Origin of the sequence: Citrobacter sp. HN-141, assembly GCF_033341895.1 — a bacterium.
GTDB lineage: Bacteria > Pseudomonadota > Gammaproteobacteria > Enterobacterales > Enterobacteriaceae > Citrobacter.
In genome coordinates this window covers 1-914 of the sequence record NZ_JAWPBF010000056.1, presented here as the reverse complement: position 1 = coordinate 914, position 914 = coordinate 1, and the positions used below count along the sequence as shown (strand labels likewise).

Genomic DNA, 914 nt, shown 5'->3' with positions numbered 1-914 from the left:
GTACGGCCGCCTTCACGGATTGCGAAACGCAGACCGTCGTCCATCGCGATCGGGTGGATCAGGGTAACAACCATTTTGATGTTGTCGCCCGGCATTACCATCTCAACGCCTTCTGGCAGTTCGATGGTACCAGTCACGTCAGTAGTACGGAAGTAGAACTGCGGACGGTAGCCTTTGAAGAACGGAGTATGACGGCCGCCTTCGTCTTTGGACAGGATGTACACTTCAGATTCGAACTTGGTGTGCGGCTTGATAGAGCCTGGCTTAGCCAGTACCTGACCACGTTCGATTTCTTCACGTTTGATACCACGCAGCAGAACACCAACGTTCTCACCAGCACGGCCTTCGTCCAGCAGTTTGCGGAACATTTCAACGCCAGTACAGGTAGACTTAGCAGTCTCTTTGATACCAACGATTTCAACTTCTTCACCAACTTTGATGATACCGCGCTCTACACGACCGGTAACAACGGTACCACGACCGGAGATGGAGAATACGTCTTCGATAGGCAGCAGGAACGGCTTGTCAATCGCACGCTCTGGTTCTGGGATGTAAGAATCCAGGAAGCCAGCCAGTTCGATGATTTTCGCTTCCCACTCTGCTTCGCCTTCCAGCGCTTTCAGAGCAGAACCACGAACGATCGGAGTGTCGTCGCCCGGGAAATCGTACTGAGACAGAAGTTCACGAACTTCCATTTCTACCAGTTCCAGCAGCTCTTCGTCATCAACCATGTCGCATTTGTTCAGGAACACGATGATGTACGGAACGCCTACCTGACGACCCAGCAGGATGTGCTCACGAGTCTGCGGCATCGGGCCGTCAGTCGCAGCAACAACCAGGATCGCGCCGTCCATCTGCGCAGCACCGGTGATCATGTTTTTAACATAGTCGGCGTGGCCCGGGCAGTCTACGTG

The 914-nt window shown here is 53.6% G+C and carries 1 protein-coding gene; it reads right to left on the bottom strand.

From position 1 onward, the window contains the following. A partial coding sequence (gene tuf, locus RYZ59_RS24535) for an elongation factor Tu (RefSeq protein WP_318051108.1) occupies window positions 1-914 on the bottom strand: 914 nt, incomplete at both ends.